Raw genomic sequence first — 24,989 nt, 5'->3', positions numbered from 1 at the left:
CCATATCCAAACTTTAAATTCGCTGACTGCTGCCCACCTTGGCATCCTGATCTACCTCAAGTTCACCTGAATACTCAACCAGTCTGATGTTACAGCCGCGACCGATAAAAATGTTACTCCCCCGCACAATGTCAGCTTCGGTATCTTCCAGCACAATCTCATCACCCTCAATTAAGGATGTCTTAAATGAAGGGGTCCCGCCCAGACCAATACTTTTCCAAAAGCCATTCTGTTGTTCCTTGCGACGAATATCGATACGCTCTCCGCCAATCTCTTTAGCCGAAGAAGATGTATGCAGCCTGATCTCCACTGTTCCCGCATTCAGTAAGCCGCTGATCTTAATATTGCCCCGTACATTCAGGGACTCACATTGGACATCCCCTTCAATATCGATCACACCGCCAATATCAATTCGTTCCCCATCTACTCTTCCACGTACGGTACACTTTCCGTTCACTTCAAGTTCAGGGCTATGGAGATCTCCGTTAATCGTCGTCAAACCATCCACCCGAACACGAGAACTGGTCAGAGGTCCATTCAACGTGCACATGCCGTTAATCGCTGCACTCTCGGAGGTCAAAGCGCCGTGCATCTTCAATGTTCCATTCACTTCCATAGAGGTGCAGTCCAGGTTGCCGTTCACCTTAGCCATGCCATCAATAGATACACGGTGAAAATTCCCGCCTGCCGTTTGACTTATACCCGCCACATTCAGATCATTCCGCTTATTCCGCTCTTCCATAGATGATCCTCTCCTTATCCCAATTTGAGTTTTAATTCTTCCATAAATGTTCCCATCGGCTGCCTAAGAACCACTTTCACACCATTGTCAAAATAAAACTCCGTTCCTGCTGTTACCAGCATGAATGAAGGAACACCCATCTTACGAATAAGCACGAGTTCGCTGGGTTTGCCTGTAAAACGATAATAATGTTCGGACATCACTTTGATCAGCAACGAACCCTCTTGCCGAGTAATATCTCCGCTCATTAACAGCTTATCAAGGACGTAGAGCATCATAATCTGCTCCAAAGCATACAGCGGTTGTTCTCGACCTGCTTCTTTTAACAGATCCAGCGAGATCTGTGAAACAATGTTTCGCTCTAATAGTTGCTGTGCAGACATCTCTACTTCACCCAACGTAGGTGAAAACACGTCTGCCAGCTCATCCAGCGATAATCCGTCTTTCATATTGAGAATCTTGTCAATGCGCAGTAAAATCTGTTGTTTGGGAAAAAAGGTTTCTTGTCCGGTGTAGGACGACTTCCGAATGAACCATTCTTCCGGAATGAGATTTTTCCGCTTCCAACGGTATAACTGGCCGTATGAGATTCCTGTCAGGTCCAACAATTCTTTCTTGGAGATCAAATCATCCGTCATATATGGTCCCCCTTTTTATTGAAATGAGTGTAACATAACATTGTTACGTTGTAAACTATACTTAAAAATCGATGATCTGATTACATATTTCCACTTTAACCACTGGTGTGAAATTCTTTGTTTTCTACTGTAGATCTTGTTATTGCAATGGAAGCGTAATGCGTATAACCTGTTACATATAAACACTTTGGAGGCCTAGGCATCCGATTTCCATCCCATCGTCTCATGTCAGAACACGTGGTTAACGAACTTATGAAAGGGGTTTCTTATACTCATGGCACTTATTAAATGTGATTTTTACTCGGATACGCTCGGGCTTAGCACCAGCATGCATGTCATTCTGCCGCAACAAACCCACAATCAGATCGGTATGGAGAATGTGACTGGCAAAGGACTACACCCAACCCTGTACCTGCTGCACGGCCTGTCTGATGATGATTCCATCTGGCTGCGTCGGACTTCCATCGAACGTTATGTGGCCAACCTCGGAATCGCCGTTGTTATGCCACAGGTTCACCGCAGCTTCTATACAGATATGGTAGAAGGCGGACGTTATTGGAGCTTTATCAGTGAAGAACTGCCGGCACTTGCTCGTTCTTTCTTCCCGCTCTCAGACCAACGGGAGGACAATTTCGTTGCCGGATTATCCATGGGTGGCTATGGGGCGTTCAAGCTGGCCCTTCGTAAACCAGATCAATATGCTGCAGCTGCCAGTTTGTCTGGAGCACTCGATATGTCTGCACATATGGATAGAAACGCATCCTCAGCATTGCAACAGACGGAGTTACAACGTATTTTCGGACCAGAGGTGGCAGGCACCGAGAATGATCTGATTCATCTGTTAAAAGAAAGACAATCTAGCGAAAGTCCTCGGCCTTTGCTCTACCAATGCTGCGGAACGGAAGATTTCCTGTATGAGGATAATCAAACCTTCCGTCAAGCCTGTGAACAGACGAACTTCGAACTGACGTACGAGGAAGGGCCTGGTGAACATGAGTGGGGCTACTGGGATGCCAAGATTCAGGATGTATTGAAATGGTTGCCTTTACAAAAGCGCGATTAGTGGAGAATTGCAATGGAGCTACCGCGAGTAACTAAACTGGTACTCCGATAGTAGAACAACCTAACATCCGTTCGCGGTTGAGTAGAATGTATCTAAAGCACTTCGCTGTAAAACACAAAAAGCAGGCCGCTGAGAACAAAGTTCTCTGGCCTGCTTCTTTGTTGTACTGTTGTATCTGTAAGGGTACCTTATAGTAGCGGTGGTATTAACCGCGGTTCGTAATCCATTGCTCGGTGATCTCCAGTACCTTCTCACTGCGTCCAATCGCTTCAGCAACTTGACCCGAAGCTGTCCCGCCGTAAACATTACGAGCGTTCACTACCGCTTCCGGTTGCAGCACATCATAGATCCGGTCATCAAACAGTGGTGAGAACTGACGGAATTCATCAATCGTCAGATCCAGCAAATACTTGCTGTTCTGGATGCAGTACAACACCGTTTTACCAATCACTTCATGCGCTTGACGGAAAGGCAAGCCTTCGCCCACGAGGAAGTCGGCAATATCCGTAGCGTTGGAGAAATCCTGGTTGACCGCTTGACGCATCCGATCCTTGTTCACTGTCATTGTCGCGATCATTGGAGCAAACAGTTGCAGCGCACCCTCCAGCGTCGCTACTGTGTCAAACATACCTTCTTTGTCTTCCTGCATGTCTTTGTTGTATGCCAGCGGAAGAGATTTCAGTACCGTCAGCAAACCGATCAGGTTGCCGTACACACGTCCTGTTTTACCACGAACAAGTTCAGGAACGTCTGGATTTTTCTTCTGAGGCATGATGCTGCTGCCTGTACAGAACGCATCGTCCAGTTCAACAAATCCAAACTCCGTGCTGCTCCACAGTACCAGCTCTTCACTCAGACGGGACAAGTGGGTCATGATCAGCGAAGCTGCCGCCAGAAACTCAACGATGAAGTCACGGTCGCTTACTGCGTCCAGACTGTTCTCGTAGACGCCATCAAATCCCAGTTGTTCCGCCACAAAATGACGGTCAATCGGGAATGTTGTGCCCGCGAGCGCACCTGCGCCCAGTGGCAGGATGTTAATGCGTTTGTAGCTGTCCATCAGACGCTCCGCATCCCGTTGGAACATGGAGACATACGCCATCAGGTGATGTGCGAACAGAATTGGCTGTGCCCGTTGAAGATGCGTATAACCCGGTACGATGGTATCGAGGTTATCTTTCGCTTGTCCAATCAGTGCTTCCTGCAAGGAATGCAGCATGCCTACAAATCCAACGACGCGCTCACGCAGGTACAAGTGCATATCCGTTGCAACTTGATCGTTCCGGCTACGGCCTGTATGTAATTTTCCGCCTACAGGGCCAATCGTCTCGATCAGGTTTTTCTCAATATTCATGTGGATGTCTTCATCCGATACGGAGAATTCCACTTCGCCCGCACGGATTTTGTGCAGAACGGTGATCAATCCTTCTTTGATGGTCTCTACATCTTCCGCTGGCAGAATGCCGCATTTGCCCAGCATTGTCACATGGGCCAGACTGCCCTGAATATCTTCCTCAGCCAAAGCTTTGTCAAAATTGATCGATGCCGTATATTCCTCAACCAAATGATTGGTTTGTTTTGTAAAACGTCCTCCCCACAGCTTGCTCACGGTGAGTACTCCCCTTTCGCTCATGGACAAAGCCGCTCCTGCCAGATGTGCAAGAACGGCCTGCCTTGTCATTTATATTGATATAGCTCTATAGATGCAGGTTGAAATTAGTTTTTGTTTTGCTCCACGCCGGAGTTTACTTTCAAACGCAGTGCATTCAGGCGGATAAAGCCTGTTGCATCACCTTGATCGTAGGCTTGCGTTGGATCAGCTTCCATCGTTGCGATGTCCGGATTGTAGAGGCTGACAGGACTTTTCACGCCTGCGCCGATGATGTTGCCTTTATACAGTTTCACACGAACTGTACCTGTAACGTTCTTCTGGCTTTCAGTCACCAGTGCTTGCAGCGCCAGACGTTCCGGTGCGAACCAGAAGCCGTTGTAAACGAGTGTGCTGTAACGTGTGATCAGGCTATCACGCAGGTTCATCACTTCACGGTCCATCGTGATGGACTCCATTTTGCGATGTGCGGTGAACAAGATTGTTCCACCTGGTGTTTCGTATACGCCACGGCTCTTCATACCAACAAAACGGTTCTCAACCATATCTACACGGCCAATACCATGTTTGCCACCCAGCTCGTTCAGTTGCTCCATCACTTGCAGCGGGCTCAGGCGCTCACCGTTCAGTGCAACACAGTCACCTTGTTCGAATTCCAGTTCAACATATTCCGCTTGATCTGGTGCATCTTCAGGTGCACTGCTCAGCAGGAACATGTCTTTGTTCTCGTCCGCGCTTGGATCGAACCAAGGATCTTCTAGCACACCGCTCTCATAGCTGATATGCAGCAAGTTACGGTCTGTGGAGTATGGTTTAGCCGCAGAAGCGGTTACCGGAATACCATGTTTCTCAGCGTACGCGATCATCTCGGCACGTCCCGGGAATTGGTTACGGAATTCTTCCAGACGCCAAGGTGCAATTACGTTAATGTCTGGTGTCAGTGCAGCCGCGTTCAACTCAAACCGAACTTGGTCATTTCCTTTACCTGTTGCGCCGTGAGCGATGGCTGTAGCACCTTCTGCACGAGCGATGTCCACCATACGTTTAGCGATCAGTGGACGAGCAATACTTGTGCCAAGCAGGTATTGTCCTTCATAGAGGGCACCTGCCTGGAACATCGGATAGATGAAATCTTTTGCGAATTCATCACGCAGATCGTCAATGTATACTTTGGAAGCGCCTGTTGCCAGTGCTTTTTCCTCCAAACCGTCCAATTCATCCTTTTGTCCAATATCCGCTGTGAATGCGATAATCTCTGCATCATACGTTTCTTTCAACCATTTCAAAATTACAGATGTGTCCAACCCGCCTGAATACGCGAGTACAATTTTTTCCTTAGCCATGTTCAATGGTCCTCCCCAAGATCAGTTGCTATAAACTTTTATCTATCATCGCGAAATCTGCGCCTAAAATCAACCCATAAAGGCAAATAGCATCTATTCGCTCATTAATGCAGCCATTAATGCTTTCTGTGCATGCAAGCGATTCTCCGCCTGATCAAAGATCAGGGAGTTCGGTCCGTCAATTACACCGGCACTCACTTCTTCGCCGCGGTGTGCTGGCAGACAGTGCAAGAACATGTAGTCCGGCTTCGCGCCTTTCATCAGTTCCTCGTCCACTTGATATGCCGCAAATGCCTGCTCACGAATCTTCTGCTCTTCTTCAAAGCCCATGCTCGCCCATACATCCGTATACACGATATCTGCATCTTTGGCTGCTTCTTGTGCACTGTAGGTTACAGTCACTTCAGAACCGCTCTCCTGTGCGATAATGCGCGCCTGCTCCACAACTGCGCTATCCGGCTCATAACCTTCTGGCGTTGCTACAGCAACATGCATTCCCATCTTCGCTGCTCCGAGCATCAGGGAGTGTGCCATGTTGTTGCCATCTCCGATGTAAGCCATTTTCAGACCTGCGAGCTTGCCTTTGTGCTCCAGCACCGTTTGGAAGTCTGCCAGTACCTGACAAGGATGCGCTGCATCGCTCAGGCCGTTAATGACCGGAACATCGGCATGCTCTGCCAGTTCAGTTACATTATGGTGTCCAAAGGTACGGATCATGATGCCGTCCAGGTAGCGGGACAATACTTTGGCTGTATCATGTGTTGTTTCCCCGCGACCCAGCTGGATATCATTTTTGCTCAGGAAGAGCGCGTGTCCGCCCAATTGGAACATACCCACTTCAAAGGATACACGCGTACGTGTGGATGATTTTTCAAAAATAAGTCCGATCGTTTTGCCTTTCAACGGTTGAAAAGGTACACCGCTTTTTTGCTTGCCTTTAATCTCAATTGCGAGATCAAGCAGATAACGAATTTCCTCTGCTGTGTAGTCCGTGAATTCGATAAAATCCCGGCCTCTCAGATCAATTTTCTGAATCTTTTCCGTCTGTTGTGCTGTCATCTATAATGTCCTCCTTATTTCCGGTTCCCTGCACCCGCATGGGCAGAAGAGAGCAACGTTGACACTTTGTTTGAATGCTTCTCAAGTTTATTCATTTCCGCCTTCTGCAAGTTCACCGCGCGGCTACAGGGATTCATCATCTCGTTCTGCTTCGAGGTCAGTAATGGCCCCGAGACAGAAAGGTTCCCTTTTTTATATTAGGCTTTCGCCGCTACGTGCTCTTCGATCAATGTGGCTAAAAGGGATACCGCCTCGTCGATCTCTTCTTTGCTCACATACAGGTTCGGAAGCAAACGAATCACATTAGGTCCTGCAGAGACGAACAAAATACCGCGTTTTTGCCCAGCAAGCACAATATCACCTACCGGCTCAGCACATTCGATGCCGACCAACAATCCCAAGCCACGAACTTCCTTAACGAAGGAATTGCCCGCCAAACGATTCCGCAGGGAGCTCATCAGGTATTCACCCATCTCCGCTGCACGCTCTGGCAAACGATCTTCCAGCATCGTTTCGATTGTTGCTATCACAACGGATGAAGCAAGTGGTGTTCCACCAAACGTCGTCGCATGGCTACCTGGCGTGAATGCATCCCGCAGGAAACCTTTACCCAACATCGCGCCTACAGGGAAACCACTGCCGATGCCTTTGGCAACGGTGAACACGTCTGGCTCAATGCCATAATGTTCGTGTGCGAATAGTTTGCCTGTACGTCCCATTCCCGTTTGTACTTCATCAACAATGAGCAACAATCCATTCTCGTCACACAATTTCCGTACATGTTTGACGAATTCCAGTTCAACCGGATATACACCACCCTCGGCCTGAACCATTTCCAGCATAATAGCTGCTGTGTTGGGTCCAATTGCCGCTTCAAGTGCAGGGATATCATGCAAAGGTACAGTTACAAATCCGGCTGGCAATGGCAAAAATCCTTCTTTCACCTTATCCTGTCCGGTTGCTGTCAGTGTAGCAAGTGTCCGTCCATGGAAGGACTGGGCAAAGGTGATCACTTCATAGCGATCTGTACCTTTCACCTTTTGGTGATAACGACGTGCAACTTTGATAGCTGCTTCATTCGCTTCGGCACCACTGTTGCAGAAGAACACTGCATCAGCGCATGTATTGGCTGTCAGCAATGCTGCTGCTTTCTCCTGGCCTGGAATCTGGAACAGGTTGGATACATGCCACAGCTCATCAATCTGAGCTTTCAGCTTGGCTCCAACTTTCTCCGGTGCATGGCCCAGGCTAGTTACAGCGAGTCCACACATGAAATCGAGATAACGGTTGCCCTGGTCATCCCACAACCAGCTGCCCTTACCTTTGACCAGACTGATTGGATAACGCGCATACGTTTGGAAAAGCGAGCTTTCCGTCTGTGCGGCTGCACCTGTTGCTGTTGCGCCCGCTACCGCTGTGCCAGAACCTGGCTGTTCGTTGCCTTTTGCCATGACCATATCACTCCTTATTGGTTGGTGCACGAGCAATTATATAAGAAACCTGATTTACACTAGACCACCCGATTGCAGAACTATCTTTCGAACGTATGCATACTTCCACTTCGATGACAGAACAACCTTCCGATCGCTGTTATCCCCGGATTTTTTTTATTCCCCTTCAATGGGGTAAATCCTGTGATAAAGGCGAGATGATGCTTACGAAGTAGCTTTCTTTCAGAAAGCTTTTAGCTCCGCTTCTTCAGGTTATTTCTGTCCTCTCCGTTATGCATTTTTATTCTTCAGATTGGTTCTGCACCCTACGATATGTGAGTGTAATATTAGATTTCTTATATTAAAAAGCCGTGCACATATTTTTTTATTTAAATAAGACTATTAAGACCCTAGCGTATCGAGCAAATTATTGCATACGGATGATTCTTGTTCCGATGATTTCTCCGCTGAGCACTCGGCTCAGGATTTGAGGTTCGCTGCCGTCTACGATGACGACCTCACGTACTTGGCCATGGATACATGCGATAGCTGCACGCACTTTGGGAATCATGCCGCCATAGATTTCTCCGGTCTGGATCATGTCCTCAATCTCTTGTACAGATACGGATGGCAGTACTTTTTTCTCACCGCCTACGTTCTTCATGATGCCTGGAACGTCGGTCACGACAATCATCCGACTTACTCCGAGATGAGACGCCACTGCACCCGCAGCTGTATCTGCGTTAATGTTGTAGCGTTGTCCAGTTGCATCTACGCCAACTGGTGCGATAACCGGCATATAACCCATGTTCACGATGCCTTGGATAATCTCTGCGTTCACACCAGTGACATCGCCTACCCAACCGATCTCTGCGTGGTTCGATACGGGCTTCGCCTGAATCAGACCTCCATCAACGCCAGACAAGCCTAGTGCACGACCGCCCACACGTTGAATCAGACGCACGATCTGTTTGTTGATACTGCCCGCAAGCACCATCTCCACTACGTCCAGCACAGGTTCAGTCGTTTTGCGCAGGCCATTAACGAATTCGGTTTCGATACCAAGCTTCGCCAGGTTATCCGAGATCGCAGGACCTCCGCCATGCACGATTACCGGCTGCGTGCCCTGAGACTGCAGATCACGCAGATCAGCAAAGAAAGACTCGGGCAATGCTGCCAGCGTGCTGCCTCCACATTTCATGACAAACATCTGTTTCTCTGTGCTCGCTTCCGTTGCGGTACTCTCGTTTGGCATTGTTGAATTCATGAGGGCAAGCTCCTTTCGTTCAAATATTCTAAAAGGCTTAACACTTAATTGATGCGATATTCGGTGGCAGACCGTTCCGAATCCGGATCGTTCTTTTGATCGCTGTTGTCTCCAGGTTTTTTGATTCCCTTTTTAAAGGGGAAACCCGGAGACAAAGGCGAACGCTTCGCTTCTACAGAATCGATTCCGTCTTCTCCACTGCCTTCGCCAGTTATCTCAAAGACCAAATAAAGTTCAATCCTTATAGATTTTCTAAATATTTACGAAACAACTTCTCATAGGAAAGCTGTTAGCTTCAATAGAATAAATGCTAATTCTTATTACGTGCGGTATGCGGCGTTAATTCGGACGTAGTCATACGTCAGGTCACAGCCCCAGGCTGTTGCTGTTCCTTCGCCGTGGTGCAAATCCACCACGATGCGAACTGTATCAGTCTGCAAATAGGCCAATGCCGCTTCTTCGTCAAACACGACTGGGCGGGACTGCGCAAGTACCGAGATATCTCCCAAACGGATATCTACGGTATCCGGGTTCACCGGCTGTCCTGCACGCCCTACGGCTGCAATAATCCGTCCCCAGTTGGCGTCTGCGCCAAACATGGCGGATTTCACCAGACTGGACCCGATGACAGTTTTCGCGATTGCTTGCGCGGACTCATCACTTACTGCTCCTGTAACTTCTACCTCAACCAGTTTGGTTGCTCCTTCACCATCGCGAGCAATGGCTTTGGCTAGCACTTGGCAAACATAGGTGAAGCCGGCTGCAAAAGCGTCCCAATCTGGATGCTCTGTGGTCAGCTCTTCATTGCCTGCATAACCACTGGACATAGCTACCAGCATGTCGTTTGTACTTGTATCCCCATCAACGGTAATCATGTTAAATGTATGATTGGTTGCCTGGCGCAACAAGCGCTGCAACGCTTCTGCACCAATGACCGCGTCAGAGGTCATGAAAGCGAGCATTGTCGCCATATTCGGATGAATCATACCCGAGCCTTTGGCGGCTCCCGCAATCGTAACCGTCTTACCGTTAACTATAACGGAGACGCAAGCTTCCTTTTTTACCAAATCCGTTGTCAGAATCGCTTGTGAAAATTGCTCCGCCTCATTCGACTCCTTGCCCATATGCGCTGGAAGACCAGTAATGCCTGAATGTACAGCATCCATCTTGAGCAATTCACCAATGACACCTGTGGATGCCACAGCCACGTCCTCTTCTGCCACACCCAACTCACGCGCAGCCGCCGAACGCATCGCATAAGCATCTTCTTCCCCTTGTTGCCCTGTACATGCATTTGCATTACCACTGTTAACGATAACAGCCTGAAGGCGTCCATTGCTCAAGCTTTCGCGCGTTACTTTGAGTGGTGCCGCCTGAAACACGTTCGTTGTGTATACAGCAGCAGCTGTAGCCGGTACATCACAGCGGATCGCTCCGATGTCATTGCGAGATGTCTTTTTCAATCCGCAGTGAAGTCCACCAGCAGTGAATCCCCCAGGGGTTACAATTGTTCCGTTCTCAACCACGGTAAAAGTCTGTTGCTCCACATTCGTTCCCATATCATATCCCCCGTATGCGTTCAGCTATATGCTGATGATCCGCCTGCTTAACCTGATCCGTTCTCCCTAAGTGACTCCGAGAAAGCACTTTACACCGAATGTCCCAGTGCTCCTCCTGAATTCCAATCCCTTATGGATATACCGGTGTCATGTTCAGCCCGAGGTTCTCCTCCCATCCCATCATCAGGTTCATATTTTGAATCGCTTGCCCGGAAGCACCCTTCACCAGGTTATCGATGACCGAAATAATCGTTAAACGACCTGTGCGAGGATCCACCGCAAACCCGATATCACAATAGTTGGATCCGTACACTTCTTTGGTAGAAGGCCAGATGCCCGGTTCACGTACACGTACAAAAGGTCTGTTCTCATAATATTTGCGATACAAATCCACGATCTCCCGGTCGCTGTGTTCCCCAACGAGGTTTGCATACATCGTACTCATAATTCCACGTGTCATTGGCACCAGATGTGTTGTAAAGGTAACCGTTACAGGCGTTCCCGTTATACTGCCAAGCACTTGTTCGATCTCGGGAATATGTTGATGTTTATTCAGTTTGTAGGCTTTGAGATTCTCATTCATCTCTGCATAATGATTTGTCAGACTTGTTCCACGTCCCGCTCCGGATACGCCTGATTTGGCATCAATTATAATAGTAGAAGGATCAATCCAGCCTGCCTCTACAGCAGGGATCAGTCCAAGAAGTGTAGCCGTTGGATAACAACCTGGGTTGGATATAAAATTCTGTCCCTTCACTTCTTCGCCATACACCTCAGCCATGCCGTATACCGCTTGTTCCAGCAAATCAGCTGAAGGCGCCGGATGTTTGTACCACTCTTCGTACACTGTTCCATCCTTGAGTCTGAAATCGCCAGACAGATCAATGACCTTAAGGCCTGCTGCCAGAAGGCTTGGTACGAGCTTTGCACTTACGCCGGACGGGGTCGCTGTGAATACCAGATCCGCACGACTCGCAATTTCAGCCGGATCTACACCGTCGAGTGGCCTGTGAATCACGTCCGTCAAATGCGGAAATCCATCTGCGATGGACTCACCACTGCTCGATGATGAGATCACCGATGTGATTTCAACCTGCGGATGGTTCTGGAAAAAACGAATCAGCTCCACCCCGCCGTAGCCGGTGGAACCGACGATTGCTACTTTTAATTTGTTATTCACTCTCGCTCCCCCAATCTCGATGTATGCGCTACTTGTGCTATGTCCTTGCCTGAAGGATACTTGAACACAGCAATTCCGTCGCTTATATGCATATTTGTGTATTATTATACGACTCTGGTTATATAAATACAACACTCTATCATCAATTTCACATGGATTTTCATCCAATCCGAACATATCTTTTTTTCTCATCCGGGACGAATAGGTATACATCTGTTAAAATACGTATTAGTAGGAAACATTACAATCAGGGTCTCATTCATAACTAACCTGCTACCAAGGACATATGAATAGATTCATGATGGTCATTATGAGACGTGGGGGACTATAGTGCATATCGAATCCATTTTACTTATTGTACTCCTTGGCCTGAATATTATTTTTGCGGCAGCAGTCGTTTTCTTCGAACGGAAGGATGCCAGCGCTTCCTGGGCTTGGCTGCTCGTCTTGAACTTTATTCCGGTGTTTGGGTTTTTACTTTATCTTTTAACCGGTCAGAACCTGACCCGATATCGGCTTTTCCAGTGGAAAGAACGTAAGAAGCTCGGGCTAGAGGAACGTATTGAAGCCCAGCTCACGCAGTTGCACGATAACCGCACACCTTTCCGCAACCAAGCAACCGAGACTAGCCAGGACATGATCTATATGAACCTGAAGCAGAACGGTGCTCTGGTGACGGAAGATAATGCGGTCGAGATCATTACGGATGGAACAGATAAATTCCAGCGGCTCTTGGATGACATCGAAGCGGCCAAGGATCACGTGCACGTACAATACTACATTTATAGAAGCGACCGTCTGGGCAAAAGAATTCGAGATGCACTCATCCGCAAAGCGCGGGAAGGCATCAAAGTTCGTTTGCTGTATGACGCGCTCGGATCGCGGCGGGTATCCAAACGCTTTTTCAAAGAATTGCGCGAAGCAGGCGGTTTGGTTGAAGTCTTTTTCCCCTCCAAATTCAGTCTGATCAACTTGCGTATGAACTACCGGAACCACCGGAAGATTGTCATCATCGATGGTAACCTGGGGTACACGGGCGGATTTAACGTTGGAGATGAGTATCTTGGCTTGAACTCGAAATTCGGTTACTGGCGTGACACACATCTGCGTATTCAAGGGAACGCAGTTCATGCGCTGCAGACCCGTTTCCTCTTGGATTGGAATGAAGCGTCCAAACAACACGACACACCTTATGTTCCGGCGCATTTCCCTCATATTGAGGGCACAGGAAAGATTGCCATGCAGATTGTCTCCAGTGGACCTGATGCAGAGACCGAGCATATCAAAAACAGTTATCTTAAGATGATTAATGGGGCCAAACATTCGATTCTGATTCAAACGCCTTATTTTATCCCGGATGCCAGTGTATTCGAAGCTATTCGTCTCGCGTGTCTGTCCGGCATTGATGTTCGCATTATGATTCCAAATAAACCCGACCACGCCTTTGTATATTGGGCTACGTTATCTTATATTGGTGAGTTGTTGAAGGTGGGCGCCAAAGTATTTATATATGATAATGGCTTCATTCATGCCAAAACACTTATCATTGACAGTTTGGTTGCATCCGTGGGAACCGCCAATATTGACTACCGCAGTTTCCGGTTGAACTTTGAGGTTAATGCTTTTATGTACGATGAAGCGATTGCGGCAGCACTTGTACAAACCTTTGAGCACGACCTGCATGTATCGCGGGAAATGACGCTCGATGAATACCAAAAACGTAGTCTCATTATCCGCTTCAAAGAAGCCATTTCCCGTCTGTTATCTCCGATTTTGTAGTGGTGGCACTCCGATGACAGAACATCCTTCCGATCGCTGTTATCCCCAGATTTTTTTGATTCTCTATTCTAAAGGGGAAAATCCGGGGATAAAGGCGAACGTTCCACTTCTTCAGGATATTTCTGTCCTCTCCGTTATGTGAAATGTTAAGTTGAACTTTTAATAATAGAAAAGCAGGTACTCCCTCTCCGTTATCTCAGAGGAGGGCGTACCTGCTTTTTTTCTTAAATTTTCAAACTTATGAGCCTACACGGCTCACTCGCTGTATTTTAAACTCGTTCACACATGTTCTCCCCGCTTAAAGCCTTCGCCGAGCACTTCGTGCGCGTTACTGATAATGACAAATGCTCCCGGGTCCACAGACCGGATCAACGCTTTGAGTCTTGGTACCTCATTCTGTCCAACCACGACCATCAGTACCGTTCGTTGATCATCGGTGTAACCGCCTTTGGCCTCCAGCTTCGTTAATCCGCGATCCAGGTCATCCAGAATCACTTTGCTAATCGCTTCGGTCTGGTTGGAGATAATATAAGCCACCTTGGAAAAGCCTAGGCCCATCTCAACGGCATCGATCACTTTACCAGTAACATACAACCCAATTAGTGCATAGAGAGACTGTTCCAATGACAATACAAAAGCAGCCATAATAATAACCGTAGCATCCATAATTACGACACACAGAGAGTAACTCAATCCACTGTATTTCTGTACGATTCTGGCAAGAATGCTCATGCCACCTGTTGATCCTCTACCTCGGTATACAATTCCAATCCCTAAACCAACACCAATCCCACCATACAGTGAACCAAGTAGCGGATTCGTTGTTGGAATGGCCCAATCCTTCGTGAGATAAACTAACAGTGGCAGGACAATACTGCCCAATACCGAGCGAACACCATACTGCTTGCCAATGAGCAGGAAACCCGCAATCAAAAGTGGGATATTAATTGCCCATTGGGTATATGCCGGCTCCCAATTAAGCCATTCCTTGCCCAGAATTGATAACCCGGACACCCCACCCGAAGCGATCTGATTTGGTAATAAAAATAAATTAAAGGCCACTGCAATTAAAAACGAACCTACAATGATAGATACCGTATCCACGACGTTTCTCCATGGACCATTGAGTGGAATGAGGCTAGTTATCCTCTTTTTGCGATTATTGTGAAGTTGTGATCGTTGTTGCATGTTCTCGTGCTCTCCTTTTATGTGACTGATCAGTTGTTCGCTCATTTTATCTATCCTATAAAATTATTCAAAAAAAAGCTCCCGTATACACCAGCATACGCCTACACGTATGGGTCCATACAGGAACTTATATTAATCGGTTTCTACTTTAATCTGGCTACGCAAATAACCATCGATGAATGCATCGAGGTCGCCGTCCATTACTGCTCCTGTATTTCCAGTCTCTACGCTTGTACGGTGATCCTTTACCATACTATAGGGATGGAACACATAGGAGCGAATCTGGCTACCCCATGAAATATCCGACTGATCTCCTCGGATTTCATCCAGCTGTTGTTTTTGCTCTTCAATTTTACGCTCATACAATTTCGAACGAAGCATCTTCATCGCCCGCTCACGGTTCTTGATCTGTGAACGTTCATTCTGACACGTTACAACTACACCTGTCGGAAGGTGGGTAATCCGCACGGCTGAGTCGGTGGTATTGATATGCTGTCCACCCGCGCCACTCGCACGGTAGGTATCAATCTTGAGATCCTCTGTTCGAATGTCCAATTCAATCGTATCATCAATCTCAGGAACCACATCACATGATACGAAGGACGTATGTCTACGGCCCGATGAGTCAAAAGGAGAGATCCGCACCAGTCGGTGTACACCCTTCTCGGCTTTCAGATAACCATAAGCATTGTGCCCCTTGATCGATAGCGTGACACTCTTGATCCCCGCCTCATCTCCTGGCAGATAATCCAGCACCTCAACCTTGAAGCCACGCTTCTCGGACCAACGTGTGTACATCCGGAGTAACATTTGTCCCCAGTCCTGTGACTCGGTACCACCTGCCCCCGGATGAAGCTCTAGAATGGCATCCATCTTATCATACGGCTGGTTCAGGAGCAGCTGAAGTTCGAACTCTGCCACCTTGCTCACGATCGCTGTGACGCTTCTACCGATCTCTGCAGCGAGGTCTTCGTCGCCTTCCTCGTCAGCCAGTTCTACCATCATCACCGCATCATCATAGTCCTGTTGGAGTTTGGTGTATTGATCCACAGATCCCTTCACCGCATTTAGCTCAGCGATTACGGATTGCGCCTTGTCACTATCATCCCAGAAATCCGGAGCAGACATCTTCACTTCGAAGTTGCCGATCATCTCTTGCTTCAGATCTAAGTCAAAGAGACCCCCTAAGGTTGGTTAGTTTCTTGCCTATTTCACGCAGGTCATGCTTCACGTTTGGATCGATCATGTGCAATTCCTCTTTTCATTAAGATAAGCTCCCCGCATCCAGGGCATTCCTCCAGATCAAGTATCCGATGCGTTACCTGGTGTTGAGACTACTGTTGTATCAGTATATCTCTTCCCCGTGATCATGGTCATATTATTATAACTATGCACCATTAATCGGTTTTGCATCCTTCACTTCATCCTATGGAATACCCGGCTGCAAGGAGCCATTCATGTCATGCTATCTAAGTTGACCTCATTCATGTTACACCTGTTACTCCGATTACAGCAGCATCTTCCGATCGCTCTTATCCCCAGATTTTCTTGATTCCCTCTTACAAGGGAAAAATCCGGGGATAAAGGCGAACGCTCCGCTTCTTCAGATTGCTTCTGCACTCTCCGTTATGGTGTAAAATCAAGGTTCAACTTATTACACTATAGTGTATATAAAAACCATCGCTCTACTCTTGACCGTGGCAGTGTTTGAACTTCTTACCACTACCGCATGGGCATGGATCGTTACGTCCGATTTGGTCAGAAACCTTCACTGGACGTTTCTCAGCAGGTTCACCACTTGTCGAGATCTGACTTTCCTCAACAACCGCTTGACGCTCCTGATTGCTCTCGATCTGTGCTCTCATCACATAAGTCGCTACTTCTTCTTGAATCGAAGCGATCATCTGATGGAACATCTCGAAGCCTTCGAACTGGTACTCACGCAGTGGATCTGTACCGCCGTAGGCACGAAGGTGGATACCTTGACGCAATTGATCCATTGCATCAATATGATCCATCCACTTGCTGTCTACTGCACGGAGCACAACCACTTTCTCGAACTCACGAACCATCTCTTCGCCAATTCGCTCTTCACGTGCATTGTACTTGTTCTGAACTTTCGTGAACAGGAACTCGATGATCTCTTCTGCTTCCTTACCCCACAGATCATCTTTAGTTATGGAACCATCGTCCAGCAATTTGCTGTTCATGTAATCAGCAACTTCCTGAAGCTCCCAGTTTTCCGGGATATCGTCACTACAATGTGCTTCAACGATACGTTCAATGGAAGGCTTGATCATATCCATAACGATTTGTTTGATATTTTCGGACTCCAGTACCTCGCGGCGCTGTTTATATATAATTTCACGTTGTTGGTTCATGACATCATCATATTGGAGAACGACTTTACGCACGTCAAAGTTGTTACCTTCAACACGCTTCTGCGCTGATTCTACTGCACGGGTAATCATCCGGCTCTCGATCGGTTGGTCTTCTTCAAAACCAAGACGCTCCATCATGTTCAATACATTATCTGCACCGAAACGTCTCATCAATTCATCACCCAGTGACAGGTAGAATTGTGTTGAACCCGGGTCACCTTGACGTCCTGCACGACCACGCAGCTGATTATCAATCCGGCGTGATTCGTGACGCTCAGTACCGATGATATGAAGGCCGCCTACTTCAGCTACACCATCACCCAAGATAATATCTGTACCCCGTCCTGCCATGTTGGTTGCAATCGTTACTGCACCCGCTTGACCAGCTCCTGAGATGATCTCTGCTTCTTCCGCGTGGTACTTGGCGTTCAGTACCTGGTGTTTGACACCACGGCGCTTAAGCATGTCAGACAGGCGTTCAGAGTTCTCAATGGACACTGTACCTACCAGAATCGGTTGATTCTTACTGTGGCGTGCCACGATCTCTTCTACAACGGCATTGAACTTGCCATCGATGCTCTTGTACACGACATCTGCCATGTCATCCCGCTTGTTTGGGCGGTTGGTTGGAATTTGCAGTACTTCGAGACCGTAGATTTTTTTAAACTCTTCTTCCTCGGTTTTCGCTGTACCCGTCATACCCGCAAGTTTACGGTACATCCGGAAATAGTTCTGGAAGGTAATCGTAGCAAGCGTCATGCTCTCATTTTGTACTTCAATGCCTTCTTTGGCTTCAATCGCTTGGTGCAATCCATCACTGTAACGACGTCCAGACATCAGACGACCTGTGAATTCATCGACGATCATGACTTCCTCATCACTGACCACATAATCCACGTCACGACGCATGATTGCATTAGCTTTCAAGCCCTGTACAATGTGATGGTTGAGAGTTACATTGGCATGATCATACAAGTTCTCGATACCAAATGCTTTCTCTGCTTTTGCCACGCCCGCCTCAGTCAACGCTACGGATTTCACTTTAATGTCTACCGTAAAGTCTTCTTCCGGCACCAAACGTTTCACAAAACGATCTGCTGCATAGTACATATCCGTCGACTTCTGAGCTTGTCCAGAGATAATGAGTGGCGTACGCGCCTCATCGACCAGGATGGAGTCTACTTCATCAATGATACAGAAGAACAATGGACGTTGTACCATTTGCTCTTTGTAAAGCACCATGTTGTCACGCAGATAGTCAAAACCAAACTCATTGTTCGTTCCGTACGTAATATCACATGCATATGCATGTTGTTTCAACGCATGGTCCATACCGCTGAGGTTAACCCCAACCGTCATGCCCATGAACTCATAGATTTGTCCCATTTCCTGGCTATCCCGTTGTGCCAAGTAGTCATTGACCGTGACCACGTGTACACCTTTGGACATTAACGCGTTCAGATATACCGGAAGTGTTCCTACCAGCGTTTTACCTTCACCCGTTTTCATCTCGGAAATACGGCCTTCATGCAGAGCGATACCGCCCAGCATCTGTACATCGTAGTGACGTTTGCCCAGTACACGACGTGATGCCTCACGTACGGTTGCAAATGCCTCTGGAAGAAGTTCATCTGTCGTTTCTCCCTTTTCAATACGAGCACGGTATTCGTCCGTTTTACCTTTCAGTTGTTCATCAGACAACGCCTGAAATTGTGGTTCCAGTTTATTGATCACATCGACCGTCTTCATCAGACGTTTAACATCACGTTCATTCATGTCGCCGAAGATCTTTTTGACAAGTCCTAGCATGGTATACCCCTTTCGTGCAAAACAGAATAGACCCCCTGTTGCCGCCACGCGACACCATCGGATGGATATTGCATCCACTTGCCCGGGGGTGACAAACAATATGATTTGAGCTTAATGAAGGTTACACTTCGTCAACTCAGTTGCCAGAATGTCCTTTCGATCGCTGTTATCCCCTGATTTCTTTTAAACTCTCTTCTCAGAGGGGGAAATCCGGGGATAAAGGCGAACGCTTCGCTTCTACAGATCATTTCCGCCCTCTTCGTCATCCGTGTAAAAATCAAATTCAAATCATATGCCAATAAGTAATATGATGAATCAACTCCAGGCTTGCCAAGGGTTCTCATGAAGCTGATTCGGTATTCAAACGGATTCGGTTATTAAAAAGTAGCCGAAGCCCGAGCCTTGCGAATCATGTTCATGGTGCTGTGCCTGTCATTGATTATGATTAGCGATCATTCGTTGACAATTCCTCATCAGGACAATGATTCTCTTTGCATAAATTGTAACAGTTTGTAAGAGCCGCCGCAACACGCCACGGCACACTTCTTTGAACTTCTGAGACATATCAAACCGAGTTTAAGTGCAAAAAATCATAGTCGTTAGCGGAAGCGTCCGATTGTCATGTTTCGTTTTGCAGGATAGACAGCTCTGTCAACGAATTTTGATGGTAAATTTGGATGGAAATCTCAATATCCAGTTCTCGAATGTAGGTATACGAATATTTTCGTAAGCATCGGAATCTGGTGATAAACTTGTACCAATTATGATTATTCTTACTATCTATTAGACGCAGCAGCATAGGGAATAGTTTCACCATTTTATTTCCAAAGGTGATTTCCCAGCTTCTCTACGCACAAAAGAGCCCCATCCCCTAAGGGATGGAAGCTCTTGTTAAGTCCAATCCAGGAAACTACAGTCCCTGTCTTCATTATTATTAGATATTCATACGCATGTCCGTTCCGATGATCCTGTACGTTAATATTAACCTTGTTCGATCAATCCGTACTTACCATCGTTCCGTTTGTAAACAACGCTAACTTCTTCACTGTCAATGTTGGAGAATACGAAGAAATTGTGACCAACCATGTTCATTTGGAGGATGGCCTCTTCCACGTCCATTGGTTTCAACATAAAGCGTTTCGTCCGTACGACTTCAAAATCATCGTCATCCGTGTCCGCATCCAGTTCAGCTGTAGCTACAGTACCTGTTGGATCTTCAACGAAGAGTGTTTTCAGGCTGCCTTCCTGGCGGAACTTACGGTTAATTTTTGTTTTGTGTTTGCGGATCTGACGTTCCAGCTTGTCCACCACGGAGTCAATGGATGCGTACATATCGTCGCTCTCATCCTCGGCGCGGAGCACAATGCCTTTCAAAGGGATCGTCACCTCTACCGTATGCAAACCTCTCGTCGTGCTCAATGTAACAGCACCGTCAGAGTTAAGGGGTGCATCGAAATACTTCTCGAGTCTACTCAACTTTTTGTCGACATAATCCTTCAAAGCATCAGTAACCTCGATTTGTTGACCTCGAATACTTAAATTCATAGGGCACTCCTCCTTTTTCCTTTGCCACTTCATTATAACACGAATGTAAGCGCCATGTAAAAACTCCCGGTGACCGAATAATGACATCTGTTCAAGCCACATCTGCCAACGTATCCATAACGCTATATTTCGCGATATTTCATCATATTCAGCCATAATCGTATATTTACATGGAATGTCTTATTAGGCGCTTGATGATGTATTTAACCGTTTTTGAGCTTGCTCAATCTATTATGTAAAATGAACTTCAATCTCTCTCTTGAAACTACCAGATTTAAAAGAATATCGATTCTCAACTGATCCTCAAATCTCGAATCTATTTAGAACAAAAAAAGACCCCGGAAAGTACCGGAGTCTGATGCTAGCGATAATTCAATTTGGTAACCATCTAACCATATATGTAGGTCGGATTGTCCGGATGATTATAATTTGATTACGTTAGCTGCTTGCGGTCCACGTGCGCCTTCGACGATGTCGAATTCTACAGATTGACCTTCTTCCAAAGTTTTGAATCCTTCGGTTTGAATTGCGGAGAAATGTACGAATACGTCGCCGCCGTCTTCAGTCTCAATGAAACCGTAACCTTTTTCTGCGTTGAACCATTTTACTTTACCTTGCATGCACTAACATTCCCTTCGTCATCAAATGAAGTGAAGCTTTCGGCCTTAACCTCTGCCCACAATTCAGATAATACCATCCAAAGTTATCCATTGTCAATTGGAAAAGTAAATGTTTTCTTGGAATTTTTTGTAGATTAATTGGGGTTTGTGTTGAAAGGTGGGATATCTTAAATATATCAGGTAATTGGCGGGTTGATAAGTCTATTTTTGATGTTTTGATCACTGTATGTAAAGTACGAAATCTAATGGAAAATGAAGATTCACACGTTCATTCATACAACGAGAATCCAACATGAGCAAAAAAATCCATATCATAAATAATATTTAAATAAAACCATTAAATCATTTTTTTGGGTTTTAAAAAAAATAGGAAGGCGTCCGGCGACATTTACCGCAAATTAGAGTGCACCGTTTCATCGCAACTCTATCATGCGGATCTATTAATCCAAGAACGCTTCCCAGGAATGTAGTAAACTTTCCTTCTCAACTTGAAAATGGTCAGGTAAATGTCTGTTTCCTTGAAGGAAAAAAATCATACCGTTAGGGCCTACCTGTAACCTCTTGCGATATAATCCCATAATTAAATATACCTAGGACGTTTGATTGGAGGTAAATTACAAGTTATTCTCCACAAAGAAAATTCGAAATAATCGGACACTGGGAACTGGTCGTAGGAAAATAAAGACTGGATATAGCCACGCTAATGGAACGGAACGCATGACACCTCTAATTTATGCTGTCCTCATGACTGATCGTATACTTTGTCGATGGAAAATGCTCTCGTTGGAGCTAGCTATCTCATAGTAACCCACCCTTCTTTACTAAAGAGATCCATCTTATCCATTCACTTAGTAAATTCAACAATAGACCACGACGAATTTAGTATGATTCTCAAACTCTAATAGATTTTGAAAGCCGTCCATTTGACCATTTTTCCTATACCCACACATAATGACCTTTCTGCGAAGAAACTCTTTGCAACCCAGAGTACAAGAAAAATGGCTACACCAACAAAAGGTTTATCACTTCCATCCCCACTTTTAACTCATCATTGATATATTTTACAATATATCCCAACTAAGTGGAGTTCCCTTTTTAAGATCAGTCTTGGCTGTTCTCCCTATGACAACATCAAGATATTTTGTTTCAAGTCCTTTACCTGGTCTAATTGAACGGACATTCATCTCAGTAAATATATCGCCCTTTTTCATATCCTTCGCTATATAAAGGGAACGTCTTCCTTCCGCTCGTTCTCCTTTTGTTAAACCATAATGAATAGAACCGAGAGATTCCCATGCTTGATTGGTTTCGTCAACCAGTAATTCCATTTCTTTCGGCTCTAACGAAAATTCTGCATCAACACCTCCGTCTAACCTAGAAAGAGTGAAATGTTTCTCTATAACACTTGCGCCTAATGCTACACTAGCAACAGAAACCCCTATTCCCAACGTATGATCTGATAAACCAACTCTACAATTAAAAAGGTCTTTCATATGCGGAATTGTTAATAAATTCGAGTATTTTGCCTTCGCTGGATAAGTACTCGTACATTTTAATAGAACAATCTCAGGGCAACCATTTTCTCGAGCGGTTCTAACCATCTCATCAATTTCACTAACTGTTGCCATTCCTGTTGAAACAATAATAGGTTTCCGAGTTTGAGCAACTTTTTTTATTAATTGCTGGTCAGTCATCTCAAATGATGCAATTTTGTAAAAAGGAACATTTAAAGTTTCCAAAAAATCTACCGCAGTATGATCAAAAGGAGTACTGAAACCAATGATGCCCAGCTCTCTACATCTCTTAAAGATAGGCTCGTGCCATTCCCAAGGGGTGTAGGCTTTTTCATAAAGATCATACAATGATTGTCCAAACCATAAACTCGAAGGATTACTTATATAAAATTCACCCTCATTAATGTTAAGTGTCATTGTATCAGCAGTATAGGTTTGTAACTTAAGAGCGCTAACTCCACACTTAGCAGCAGCTTCAACAATTTCCAAGGCTCTATTCAATGAATGATTATGATTACCTGACATTTCAGCTATTATAAATGGCTTCTTTAACTTATCGAAATATAATGACATTTAAAAAATCCTTTCAAGTATATTGTAAGATCGAAGAAGCAACTCTTTCCACTCCTCGTCCATCTATTAAACGCCAAGCATATTCTGCTTTTTTTTGAAGAAGTGTTGTTCCTACTAATACACTAGGGAGTGTCTCTATAACATCCTCTATGTTTCCAAGAGAAGATATGAATCCTTTTTCATCCATCTTCTCTACATATGAAGACATCCCTTTCCACTGAACTGCTATTACGGGGCAACCAAGACACATCGCTTCATATGCACTAATTCCCCCTAGACTAATAAAAACATCACTTGAAATGATCAAATTTTCAAGCCCCTGAGGTTTAATGAGCAGATCTACATTTGAAACACCAGTGAAATTATTAACTATTTCATGAATCCTATGATCAGAAAAAGCTGGTCCAATAACAACATTAAATTGTACAGACGGATATCTAACACAAATATCACCCAAAAAATATTCAGTATATTTACCGGGATCAGCTCCACCAAAACTAATCAGTATCTTCTTAATCTCATCAACAACTTTCCTATTTAACGGTCTGACATTAACAATTTCCTTTCGTATAATTGAGTATGCAGGGCCCATTAAACCAGTAGTTTTTCCATGGTTGAATAAGGAATTGGAAGGATTCCTAAATGCATCTCCATTTATCCAAATATCTGGAATATATTCACTAATATTTGAATCGTTCAGGTGAACACGCACCTTAAATTTACATTGATCCGAAAACTTTCTTTGTTCGAAGCCCAGATCAAGAAGGTCCGTAATATAAACGATAAATTCACCTTCTTTTGTTACTTTTTTGATATATTCATTCGCATCTTCCCTATCTTCAGCTATATAAATATTATTGGTGGAATTAATAATCTCAGTCACCAAAAGTTTAGGTGCTTCCAAAACTAACATCACTCTAATATTTAAGCGATTGAACTCTAAAGCAAGACTATTAATTCTGCTTAGATGACCTATGCCTATATCAGAATTACCTGCTCCATGCATAATAATCATTTATTTCTCGACCCAAAAAACATGCCAACTGTGTAATTCTGTAGCTTTATTTTTATTTAACTCATAAAATTCGTAGTTATTTATACTGAATCCACTTTTTTTGAGCATTTGCTCTGCTTCATCTTCATCCAAGAATGTATATGTCATTTTATTATACGCTTTAGCACGCTCATCCAATATATACGTATTCTTCTCAATCTGTTCTCCGTATCCATAGAACCAATTATTTTTGCTTCTGAAATTTATAATCATCTTCCCACCATAATTTAGTAAGTTATAAATATTTGAAATATCAGCTTCCATTTCAGATGGAGTTCTTAGAAAAATAGCCCCATAACATAGTACAACATCAAAGAAGTCCTTTTGATAGTCGTTATTAGATATGTCTGCACATCTCAAATCAAACCCCCAATCAGAAAATTCAATTTTAGCAAGATCAACGATTTCTTCGCTATAATCAATACCATGAACTACAAAATCAAAGTCATGTAGTAAAGCCAAGTGCCTTCCAGAGCCAAATCCAGCATCCAGTGCACGTTTATCTCTATTACCCTGATTTTTATAATATTTACTAAGAAATGATACGATTCTCTCGTCGGGGTAAAACAATTTATTTTTTTTGAATTGTTGAAGCCATTGTTTTTTATTTAGTGAATCCATTAGAACATCTCCTAC

At 45.3% G+C, this 24,989-nt stretch carries 20 protein-coding genes; 2 read left to right on the top strand and 18 right to left on the bottom strand.

What is annotated here, in order from left to right:
* Positions 1–13: 13 nt before the first annotated feature.
* Positions 14–742, bottom strand: coding sequence for a polymer-forming cytoskeletal protein (locus MHI01_RS21985; RefSeq protein ID WP_047840647.1), 729 nt, complete (start codon positions 740–742; stop codon positions 14–16).
* A gap of 14 nt (positions 743–756) precedes the next feature.
* A complete protein-coding gene (locus MHI01_RS21980) occupies positions 757–1,380 on the bottom strand; it encodes a YhbD family protein (RefSeq protein ID WP_047840648.1) in 624 nt (207 codons plus the stop codon).
* A gap of 274 nt (positions 1,381–1,654) precedes the next feature.
* On the opposite strand from MHI01_RS21980, the gene MHI01_RS21975 reads away from it, so the two are divergent.
* Complete coding sequence (locus MHI01_RS21975; RefSeq protein ID WP_047840649.1) at positions 1,655–2,443, top strand: alpha/beta hydrolase; 789 nt, start codon at positions 1,655–1,657, stop codon at positions 2,441–2,443.
* Between the two features lie 205 nt (positions 2,444–2,648).
* On the opposite strand, the gene argH is transcribed toward MHI01_RS21975, so the two are convergent.
* The 8 genes from argH to argC all read right to left on the bottom strand — a co-directional run bounded on the left by argH (position 2,649) and on the right by argC (position 11,890).
* On the bottom strand, positions 2,649–4,052 hold the full coding sequence (argH, locus tag MHI01_RS21970; RefSeq protein ID WP_036612430.1) for an argininosuccinate lyase: 1,404 nt from the start codon (positions 4,050–4,052) through the stop codon (positions 2,649–2,651).
* 107 nt (positions 4,053–4,159) lie between these two features.
* Entirely contained in the window at positions 4,160–5,395 is a 1,236-nt protein-coding gene (locus MHI01_RS21965) for an argininosuccinate synthase (protein ID WP_017692004.1), read from the bottom strand.
* Positions 5,396–5,488: 93 nt separating this feature from the next.
* A complete protein-coding gene (gene argF / locus MHI01_RS21960; RefSeq protein ID WP_047840650.1) occupies positions 5,489–6,454 on the bottom strand; it encodes an ornithine carbamoyltransferase in 966 nt (321 codons plus the stop codon).
* 197 nt (positions 6,455–6,651) lie between these two features.
* A complete protein-coding gene (locus MHI01_RS21955; RefSeq protein ID WP_340984148.1) occupies positions 6,652–7,905 on the bottom strand; it encodes an aspartate aminotransferase family protein in 1,254 nt (417 codons plus the stop codon).
* A gap of 406 nt (positions 7,906–8,311) precedes the next feature.
* Complete coding sequence (gene argB / locus MHI01_RS21950) at positions 8,312–9,151, bottom strand: acetylglutamate kinase (protein WP_100528444.1); 840 nt, start codon at positions 9,149–9,151, stop codon at positions 8,312–8,314.
* 44 nt (positions 9,152–9,195) lie between these two features.
* Complete coding sequence (locus MHI01_RS21945) at positions 9,196–9,378, bottom strand: hypothetical protein (protein ID WP_047840653.1); 183 nt, start codon at positions 9,376–9,378, stop codon at positions 9,196–9,198.
* A 93-nt stretch (positions 9,379–9,471) separates the two neighbouring features.
* Positions 9,472–10,710 (bottom strand): bifunctional glutamate N-acetyltransferase/amino-acid acetyltransferase ArgJ, encoded by a 1,239-nt coding sequence (gene argJ / locus MHI01_RS21940; protein WP_315371326.1) that lies wholly within the window; start codon positions 10,708–10,710, stop codon positions 9,472–9,474.
* A gap of 130 nt (positions 10,711–10,840) precedes the next feature.
* Positions 10,841–11,890 (bottom strand): N-acetyl-gamma-glutamyl-phosphate reductase, encoded by a 1,050-nt coding sequence (argC, locus tag MHI01_RS21935; protein ID WP_340984146.1) that lies wholly within the window; start codon positions 11,888–11,890, stop codon positions 10,841–10,843.
* A 330-nt stretch (positions 11,891–12,220) separates the two neighbouring features.
* Between argC and cls the strand changes: the two genes are divergently transcribed.
* On the top strand, positions 12,221–13,669 hold the full coding sequence (gene cls / locus MHI01_RS21930; protein ID WP_340984145.1) for a cardiolipin synthase: 1,449 nt from the start codon (positions 12,221–12,223) through the stop codon (positions 13,667–13,669).
* 279 nt (positions 13,670–13,948) lie between these two features.
* On the opposite strand, the gene MHI01_RS21925 is transcribed toward cls, so the two are convergent.
* From MHI01_RS21925 to MHI01_RS21890, 8 genes are all read right to left on the bottom strand, one after another.
* Positions 13,949–14,857 (bottom strand): YitT family protein, encoded by a 909-nt coding sequence (locus MHI01_RS21925; RefSeq protein WP_036612451.1) that lies wholly within the window; start codon positions 14,855–14,857, stop codon positions 13,949–13,951.
* 132 nt (positions 14,858–14,989) lie between these two features.
* Positions 14,990–16,103, bottom strand: a protein-coding gene (gene prfB / locus MHI01_RS21920; RefSeq protein ID WP_101313559.1) for a peptide chain release factor 2 whose coding sequence is annotated in 2 segments (ribosomal slippage) — positions 14,990–16,030 and positions 16,032–16,103 — 1,113 coding nt in all. Because the reading frame shifts where the segments join, the coding sequence is not laid out codon by codon here.
* A gap of 439 nt (positions 16,104–16,542) precedes the next feature.
* Positions 16,543–19,047, bottom strand: coding sequence for a preprotein translocase subunit SecA (secA, locus tag MHI01_RS21915; RefSeq protein ID WP_036667733.1), 2,505 nt, complete (start codon positions 19,045–19,047; stop codon positions 16,543–16,545).
* Between the two features lie 981 nt (positions 19,048–20,028).
* Positions 20,029–20,592: a ribosome hibernation-promoting factor, HPF/YfiA family gene (gene hpf, locus MHI01_RS21910; RefSeq protein WP_017691993.1), complete on the bottom strand. Its 564-nt coding sequence runs from the start codon at positions 20,590–20,592 to the stop codon at positions 20,029–20,031.
* A gap of 422 nt (positions 20,593–21,014) precedes the next feature.
* Positions 21,015–21,212 (bottom strand): cold shock domain-containing protein, encoded by a 198-nt coding sequence (locus MHI01_RS21905; protein WP_017691992.1) that lies wholly within the window; start codon positions 21,210–21,212, stop codon positions 21,015–21,017.
* A 1,061-nt stretch (positions 21,213–22,273) separates the two neighbouring features.
* Positions 22,274–23,299, bottom strand: coding sequence for a pseudaminic acid synthase (pseI, locus tag MHI01_RS21900; protein ID WP_340984144.1), 1,026 nt, complete (start codon positions 23,297–23,299; stop codon positions 22,274–22,276).
* Positions 23,300–23,312: 13 nt separating this feature from the next.
* The gene (locus tag MHI01_RS21895) at positions 23,313–24,314 is read right to left on the bottom strand and encodes a glycosyltransferase (protein WP_340984143.1); all 1,002 of its coding nucleotides are present in this window, start codon (positions 24,312–24,314) and stop codon (positions 23,313–23,315) included.
* A complete protein-coding gene (locus tag MHI01_RS21890; RefSeq protein WP_340984142.1) occupies positions 24,315–24,974 on the bottom strand; it encodes a class I SAM-dependent methyltransferase in 660 nt (219 codons plus the stop codon).
* Positions 24,975–24,989 lie beyond the last annotated feature (15 nt).

Origin of the sequence: Paenibacillus sp. FSL M7-0656 (assembly GCF_038003225.1) — a bacterium.
Lineage (GTDB): Bacteria > Bacillota > Bacilli > Paenibacillales > Paenibacillaceae > Paenibacillus > Paenibacillus amylolyticus.
Note: the sequence above shows the minus strand (reverse complement) of the source record. Positions and strands in the feature narration are given on the sequence as shown.